Source organism: Enterobacter sp. HK-058-C-ECC, assembly GCF_047531125.1.
Classification (GTDB): Bacteria; Pseudomonadota; Gammaproteobacteria; order Enterobacterales; family Enterobacteriaceae; genus Enterobacter; species Enterobacter quasiroggenkampii.
The window spans coordinates 236,915-244,693 of record NZ_JBLKCH010000002.1 but is presented as its reverse complement, the minus strand read 5'-3'; the positions used below and the strand labels follow the sequence as shown (position 1 = coordinate 244,693).

The window sequence follows — 7,779 nt, the reverse complement described above, 5'->3', positions numbered from 1 at the left end:
CCGGTGCCACCTGGGCGATGCCTGCATCGTGATAAATGCGAGCCGCAGGAATGCTGGTGCCGGTGTTCCAGTGGCCGACCACGCCCGCCACATCGCTGTCCACCAGACGCTGCGCGACGGCCACGGCGGTACGCGGGTCAGACTGATCGTCTTCGGACTGTAGTTTGAAGGTGACTGCTTTGCCGCCGATAGTCGGGTGCTGCTTATTAATGTCGTCAATGGCCAGCTGCGCGCCGTTCTCCAGATCTTTCCCGATACGGGCTGATGGGCCGGTCAGCGGCCCCGCCAGACCGATGACCACGGTTTCGCTGTCAGCGGCCCACGTGGCCGTCGAGGCAAAGCTGCCGAGGAGAATAGCGGCGCTGAGCGCACTAATTTTTACTGTTTTCATTGTATTTCCCTGATGTTGGCTGGTGTGGTTAAACGGGCATTTCGCCCAAATAAATCTGTGCAATCTGGTCGTCGTTAAGCAGCGCTGTCGATTCGCCATGATGAACAATGCTGCCGCTGTCCATCACCCACGCGCTGTCGGTCACTTCCAGCGCGAGCCTGGCATTTTGTTCAATAAGCAGCAGGGCGACACCGCGCTCACGCAGCCCGGCGATCACGGCAAAAATGTTCTCGACCATTTTCGGGGCAAGGCCCATCGAAGGCTCGTCGAGGATCAGCAGACGCGGGCGGCTGAGCAGGGCGCGGTTAAGGGCCAGCAGCTGTTGCTCACCGCCGGACAACAGCCCGGCAAGCTGATGCTGGCGTTCGCCCAGACGCGGGAAGCGCTCGAATATCTCGTTCATTTCGCGTTTAACGGTGACAGTGTCACGCCTTAGCCAGGCGCCCATCTGCAGGTTTTCCAGTACCGTCATGCGGGAGAAGATCCCGCGGCCCTCCGGGACCATCACCAGTCCGTCGCGAAGCAGGGTCTCCGGGCTCTGTTTACGCACCGGTTTACCGCTGAATTCAATACTGCCGCTAAAGCTTTCCAGCCCGGTAATGGCGCGTACGGTGGAGCTTTTCCCCGCGCCGTTCGCGCCGATCAGCGTAGCCTGTTCGCCCTCGCGCAGGGTAAAGGAGACGTCGCGTACGGCCTGAATGCCGCCATAATGCACGTCCAGACGTTCTACCTTCAGTAATTCAGACATGGGCGTTGCCTCCAAGCCAGGCGGCGATCACTGCCGGATCGCGCCGCACGTTTTCCGGCGTGCCGCTGGCAAGCGTTTTGCCGTAATCAAGGACCGTCAGGCGGTCGCAGATGCCCATCACCAGCTTGACGTCATGTTCAATCATCAGCAGGGTTTTGCCGTCATCGCGGATGCGGATGAGCAGCTCGCCGAGGGCCACTTTTTCCGCCGCGTTCATCCCGGCGGCGGGTTCGTCCAGCGCCAGCAGCAGCGGATCTGTTGCCAGCGCGCGGGCGATTTCCAGGCGACGCTGATGGCCATAGGCCAGATCGCAGGCGCGATAGTGGGCGAACTGCGCAATGCCGGTATAGTCCAGCCAGTGCCAGGCCAGTTCGCGGGTCTGTTTCTCTTCCTCACGGGCGCGTTTGTGGCGGCTCAGCGCGGCCCACAGGCCGTTACGGGTGCGCACGTGGCGGCCCACCATCACGTTTTCCAGTACCGACATGTCGTTGAAGAGGCGCACGTTCTGGAAGGTGCGCGCAATCCCGGCGGCGGTCACTTTCTCTATGTGTTTTGGGAAATAGGGCTTATCCGCTATCGAAAACTCGCCGCTGTCCGCCGCATAAAGGCCGGTGATGAGGTTAAAGCAGGTGGTTTTTCCCGCGCCGTTGGGACCGATCAGCCCGTAGATCTCGCCTCTGTTCACGGTTATCGAAACGTCATCAACAGCAGTCAGCCCGCCGAAGCGTTTTGTCATGTTGCGTACGGTTAACAGGCTCATGCCTTCGCCTCCTTGTGGCGTACCGGCCAGATCCCGGACGGGCGTACCAGCATGACCAGTACCAGTGCCAGACCGTAAAACAGCTGGCGCAGCACTTCCGGGTCAATCAGCACCGTACCGAACAGCGCCTGCTGAACCGGCGCTGCCTGGCTGCGCAGCAGTTCCGGCAGGGCGGTAAGCAGTACCGCGCCCAGGATCACGCCCGGAATGTGCCCCATGCCGCCCAGCACCACCATCGCCAGTACGGCAATCGATTCCTGTAACGTGAAGGATTCTGGGGAGACAAAGCCCTGAAACGCACCGAAAAGCGCACCCGCCACGCCGCCAAAGGAGGCGCCCATCGCAAAGGCGAGCAGCTTATAGTTACGCACGTTGATGCCCATCGCGCGCGCCACATCTTCATCCTCGCGGATGGCGTGCCAGGCGCGACCAATGCGGGAATGCTGCAGGCGCAGGCAGACAAAAATAATCGCCACAATGACCAGCATTAGCAGGTAGTACCACAGCCACAGGGCAGGCACTTTGAAACCAAACCAGTGGTATACGCCGCTGAACTTCAGGCCGAACAGGTTCAACGTATCTACCCCGGTAATGCCCTTAGCGCCATTGGTAATGTTTACCGGACGGTCGAGGTTACGCATCAGGATGCGGATAATTTCGCCAAAGCCGAGGGTCACTATCGCCAGGTAGTCCCCGCGCAGCTTGAGCGTAGGAGCACCGAGTAAAATCCCGCAGACTGCCGCGACGAGGGCGGCCAGCGGAATAATGAGCAGATACGAGGTGTGCAGCCCGTCCGGGAACCAGACGCCGAGGATCGGAAACACCTCCAGCAGGTGTGGGGAGGCCATCAGTGCCGCGAGGTAGGCGCCGACCGCGTAAAAGGCGATAAAGCCCATGTCCAGCAGGCCGGTATAGCCGACCACAATATTAAGCCCGAGCGCCAGCATGATGTAGAGCAGAGCGAAGTCGATGACGCGCACCCAGTAGTTGCCGCCAAGCTGCGTGGCCACCACGGGAGCAATCAGCAGCGCGAGGCAGAACAGGCTCATGCCTGACCAGAATTTGCGTGTCGTCGCCGGGGTCTGGAGTTGAAGTGTTGTCATGGTATTCCTTACGCCCTGTGCGCCACGCGCTCGCCCAGCAGGCCAGCCGGACGGAAGACCAGCACCAGGATCAACACCATAAAGGCAAAGACATCCTGATAGTTGCTGCCAAATACGCCGTGGGTCAGTTCACCCAGGTAGCCTGCGCCCAGCGCTTCGATAATGCCGAGCAGGATGCCGCCAATCATGGCGCCACGAATGTTACCAATGCCCCCCAGCACGGCGGCGGTAAAGGCCTTGATCCCGGGCAAAAAGCCCATCGAGAAGCTGGCGTTACCGTAATTGCTGGCCATCATCACGCCTGCCAGCGCGGCAAACACGCCGCCAATGGCAAACGTCAGGGTGATGATGGCGTTTGGGTTAACCCCCATCAGCGTGGCCACGCGTGGGTTTTCCGCCACGGCGCGCATGCCGCGCCCCAGACGGGTGTATTCCACCAGCAGCCACAGCCCGGTCATCACAGCCAGCGCTAGCGCCACGGTGACAATGCCGGTAACGGTCACGATGGCGGGCGGGTGCGTTTCACTTCCAGACGTCACGGCAATCGGATCCATAGGCAGGATCTGCGGGAACATCAGCGGGTTACGCGTCCAGATAATCATCGCCACGGTTTGCAGCAGGACGGAGACGCCGATACCCGAGATCAGCGGCGCGAGCCGCGGGGCGTTGCGCAGTCGACGGTAGGCAAAGCGTTCCACGGCCATCGCCAGCAGGGCGCAAACGGCCATGGCAATCATCAGGGCCATGCCAAGCTGCAACAGCAGCGGCATATGCGGGAAGGTGGTGTTCAGGGCGTTCATGGCGGAGAGCGTGGTGAGCGCGCCGACCATCAGAATATCGCCGTGAGCAAAGTTAATAATGCGCAAAATGCCATACACCATGGTATAGCCCAGCGCGATCAGCGCGTAGATGCTTCCCAGCATCATACCGTTGATCAGTTGTTGTATGAGTGTATCCAACGTTTGTACCCGCAAAGTGCTCGTTCTGCGGCTACCATCCAATAAATGAATTAAATTGTAAAATACGCATCTATTATTTCTTATGATAAATAAATATTGTTTTATCTTTATGATTTATATGAAAATAGTTTATGCCTGCTTTTGGGTGAAAAGCCTAAAGAAATCAACATATGAATAAAACAGAACAATTGGCGAATCTGGCGGCGTATGCAGAAAGCCGCCTGGCAAACGATCCGCCGCTTCGGGCCGTACGTGCCTTTGAGGCCATCGCCCGGCTGGGCAGCGTCACGCTGGCCGCACAGGAGCTGAATATCTCTCCGTCGGCCGTCAGCCATCAGCTCAAGGTGCTCGAAGGATACCTGCAAATGCCGCTCACGGAACGTCAGGGGCGCAGGCTGGTGCTGAGCCAGCACGGGCGGGAATATTACCGCTCGATCCGTGCAGCGTTTAACGTGCTGCGCCAGGCGACGGAGCACCTGGCGGAGCAGGCGCAAACGCGTCAGGTCACCATCAGCCTGATCCCGCTGTTTGGTATGGGGTGGTTTATTCCACGTTTGCCTGCGTTTATGCGCGCCAATCCCCAAACCGAGATCAACGTGGTGTATGCCAACCACCGTAACTATCTGAGCGACGCGTCGGATATGTCGATTCGTTTTGGCAACGGGCAGTGGGCGGGCTATCAGAGTGAAAAGCTGATTTCCGGTCAGATGGTGCCGGTGTGCAGCCGTGCGTTTTTACGCATTCATGGCCATATCGATACGCCTGAGCAGTTGCTGCAAATGCCGCTCCTGCACGATGAAGAGCGTACAAGCTGGACGCAGTGGTTTTTGTTGCAGGGGGTAAAACGTCCTCTCCGGCGCAGCGGCCCGCTGTTTGAAGACGGACTGTTGACGCTGGCGGGCGTACAGGCTGGTCTGGGCTGTGCGCTAATGCGTGAGCCGCTGATTGCGCCGTATCTTGAGAGCGGTGAGCTGGTGAAGATATTTGACTTACCGATTGATGACGGGCGCGATTACTACCTCTGCGTGCGTTCAGATTCAGAGATGACCGAGGATGGCAAGCTGCTGCAAACCTGGCTGCGTCGGGCGGCGGGCGGGGAGTCGTCCGTCGGGTAAAGGACGGCGAAAAAAAAGCCAGCTTGTTCAGCTGGCTTTTGGACAGACAAGGTTTTAGAACTGGTAGGTCAGACCCAGCGCCACGATGTTGTCGGTACCGATGCCTGCCTGGCGAGTGAACTTGTTGTCGTCGAGCAGGTTGATTTTGTAATCCACGTAGGTGGACATGTTTTTGTTAAAATAATAGGTCGTGCCAACATCGATGTATTTAACCAGATCCTGGTCGCCGAAGTTTTCGATGTCTTTGCCTTTAGACTGCAGGTAAGCGATGGATGGACGCAGGCCAAAGTCGAACTGATACTGAGCCACAACTTCGAAGTTTTGCGCCTTGTTTGCAAAGCCGTAGATATCGGTACGCTTGTTGTTAGAGGTACCGAAGCGGGTTGCGTTATAGGTCTGAGAGTACTGCGCCGCGAGGTAAACGTTGTTCGCGTCGTATTTCACACCACCGCTGTACACTTCTGCGCGGTCGCCTTCACCGTATACGCCAGCCGCATTCTGGTCAGCGGTACGACGGGAAGAAGACATTGCACCACCTACGCTGAAGCCTTCGCCCAGATCGTAAGTCAGGGATGCGCCATAGCCGTCACCGTTCTGGTTCAGCAGGCTGCGGCCGCTGGTGTTTTCACCGCTTACGCTGCCGTTTTTACCCTGATACTGCAGAGCAAAGTTCAGGCCATCAACCAGACCGAAGAAGTCCTGGTTACGGTAGGTTGCCACGCCGTTAGCACGAGACTGCAGGAAGTTGTCGGCACCATAGGTGTCACCGCCGAATTCAGGCAGCACGTCGGTCCAGGAGGTCACGTCGTAAATCACGCCGTAGTTACGACCGTAATCGAATGAACCTGCTTCCGCGAACTTCAGACCTGCAAACGCCACACGCGTCCAGGACTGGTTGTCGCCTTCGTCTTTGTTGCCCTGAATCTGGTATTCCCACTGACCGTAACCGGACAGCTGATCGTTAACCTGGGTTTCACCCTTAAAGCCGATACGCATGTAGGTTTTATCGCCATCTGCGCCAGCGTCATCAGAGAAATAGTGCAGACCTGTCACTTTACCGTACAGATCCAGCTTGTTACCGTCTTTGTTGTAAATTTCGGCAGCGTTAACAACGCCTGCTGCCAGCATGGAAGTGACTGCCACTGCAACTAATTTAAGTTTCATCTTAAATGTTCCTTATAATTTTTTTGGGTATTTCCTGAACCACTTTGAACGATTTCTAAACGAGGCTGTTCGTCAATGGCATGCTATTCTTAAAAATCTCGTCGTCTTATTTCAATAATAAGTTTCAAAATATTAGAGATAATTTCAATTAGTGTGATCTCGATCGTGTAGGAAGGGTGTTATTTAAACAATGTGACCGGAATTTATACGATTAATATGTATTTAATGCGTGGGATTATTGCTGTCGCTATAATTTCTGAAGGTTTTAGTATCGTGCGTTAGATTTCGGTATGTTCGAGGGGTTGAGGCGGGTTCTATTACTGTTTTTCTTTAAAATTAGTGGGTTGGTCTGAGTGTTCGACGGCTATTCCGCATATTTCAATAAATGTGTCAGATCTGAATTATTGCAGTCATGGCTATCCATGGCGTTAATATTGATGGTTGACTAATTTCATGACGTTGTCAGTTTATGTCAATTCCTTTCAGGGTGCTTTACAGATAACAGCAAATATAAACCGAATTTAAACAGACTGTCTGTTATCTGGATAAATATCCTGAAGTGCGATCACATTTTAAATTTATGTTAATTATGTTGCCGGGTTGAAATTCCCCCGGCCACGGCAGAAAACCTTATTTTCGCGTTGCGTACCAGCAGAGCAACGACCCGGCGCAGACCATCAGTGCGCCTTGCCAGAACGAGAATGAAAGGGGGGAGCTTAACACTGCGGCAGCAAGCGCAGCAGAGAGGACGGGGGTAAAATAGGACACGGCAGCCAGCACCGTGACGTTACCATGCAGGATACCAATATTCCATGCGGCATAACCAAACCCAAGCGCAATGCCGCACATAACGAGCTTCACCACCACCGGGAGGGTAAACACTATGTCGGGCTGATCGCTCAGGGCATATTTCACCCACAGACTTAGCGCGGTCAGCAAGACAAACAGGGTGATGCCGTTTTGTCCTTTCGCAAATTTGCTGGTGACCGTGCAATAGGCGGCCCAGATAAAGGCCCCGGCAAACGCCAGCGCATAGCTGAGAGGGCTGGAAACGACATTGCGGGTTATTTCTTCAAGGTGTAATCCTTCTTCGCCGCCCAATACCCAGCAGACGCCCAGCAGCGAAATGACCAGGCCTGGGATCACCCACAGGGTAGATTTTTGCCCGTTGAACAAAATCGCAAATACGATCGTCAGGCTCGGCCAGAGGTAATTCACCATACCGACTTCAATCGCCTGCGCGCGCGTGGCGGCATAGCCCAGCGACAGCGCCAGGCATATTTCGTAGCTGACAAATAAAACGCTGCCCGCAATAAGATACCGCGGCGAGAACCGTCTGATATCAGGAAATCCTACCGTCACCAGGCACAGCAATCCGCTGAGGGTATAGATCATCGCCGCACCGCCTACCGGGCCCAGTCCCTCACTCACGCTGCGAATAAGGCCGACCATGGTGCTCCATAACAATATCGCCGCCAGCCCAATAAGCGTTGCTCTCTTTCTGTCCATTACTTCGCCATCGCAATAAAAATCAAAGGA

At 55.8% G+C, this 7,779-nt stretch carries 8 protein-coding genes; 1 reads left to right on the top strand and 7 read right to left on the bottom strand.

Annotated features, from left to right (window positions below):
• The 5 genes from ACMWJS_RS05215 to ACMWJS_RS05195 form a co-directional block, all read right to left on the bottom strand.
• A partial coding sequence (locus ACMWJS_RS05215; protein WP_414746750.1) for an ABC transporter substrate-binding protein occupies positions 1 to 391 on the bottom strand: 391 nt, incomplete at its 3' end.
• Positions 392 to 419: 28 nt separating this feature from the next.
• A complete protein-coding gene (locus tag ACMWJS_RS05210) occupies positions 420 to 1,139 on the bottom strand; it encodes an ABC transporter ATP-binding protein (RefSeq protein WP_414746749.1) in 720 nt (239 codons plus the stop codon).
• Positions 1,132 to 1,899, bottom strand: a complete 768-nt coding sequence (locus tag ACMWJS_RS05205; protein ID WP_167210856.1) for an ABC transporter ATP-binding protein — start codon at positions 1,897 to 1,899, stop codon at positions 1,132 to 1,134. Before ACMWJS_RS05205 ends, ACMWJS_RS05210 begins: the two co-directional genes overlap by 8 nt.
• Positions 1,896 to 3,002, bottom strand: coding sequence for a branched-chain amino acid ABC transporter permease (locus tag ACMWJS_RS05200; protein ID WP_063621767.1), 1,107 nt, complete (start codon positions 3,000 to 3,002; stop codon positions 1,896 to 1,898). Before ACMWJS_RS05200 ends, ACMWJS_RS05205 begins: the two co-directional genes overlap by 4 nt.
• A gap of 8 nt (positions 3,003 to 3,010) precedes the next feature.
• Positions 3,011 to 3,961, bottom strand: a complete 951-nt coding sequence (locus ACMWJS_RS05195; protein ID WP_414746748.1) for a branched-chain amino acid ABC transporter permease — start codon at positions 3,959 to 3,961, stop codon at positions 3,011 to 3,013.
• A gap of 170 nt (positions 3,962 to 4,131) precedes the next feature.
• Here ACMWJS_RS05195 and ACMWJS_RS05190 point away from each other — a divergent pair, with 170 nt between their 5' ends.
• On the top strand, positions 4,132 to 5,076 hold the full coding sequence (locus ACMWJS_RS05190; RefSeq protein WP_048223352.1) for a LysR substrate-binding domain-containing protein: 945 nt from the start codon (positions 4,132 to 4,134) through the stop codon (positions 5,074 to 5,076).
• 54 nt (positions 5,077 to 5,130) lie between these two features.
• On the opposite strand, the gene ACMWJS_RS05185 is transcribed toward ACMWJS_RS05190, so the two are convergent.
• On the bottom strand, positions 5,131 to 6,240 hold the full coding sequence (locus ACMWJS_RS05185; protein ID WP_032647384.1) for a porin OmpC: 1,110 nt from the start codon (positions 6,238 to 6,240) through the stop codon (positions 5,131 to 5,133).
• A gap of 630 nt (positions 6,241 to 6,870) precedes the next feature.
• Positions 6,871 to 7,749: an aromatic amino acid DMT transporter YddG gene (gene yddG, locus ACMWJS_RS05180; protein WP_414746747.1), complete on the bottom strand. Its 879-nt coding sequence runs from the start codon at positions 7,747 to 7,749 to the stop codon at positions 6,871 to 6,873.
• Between the last annotated feature and the right edge of the window lie 30 nt (positions 7,750 to 7,779).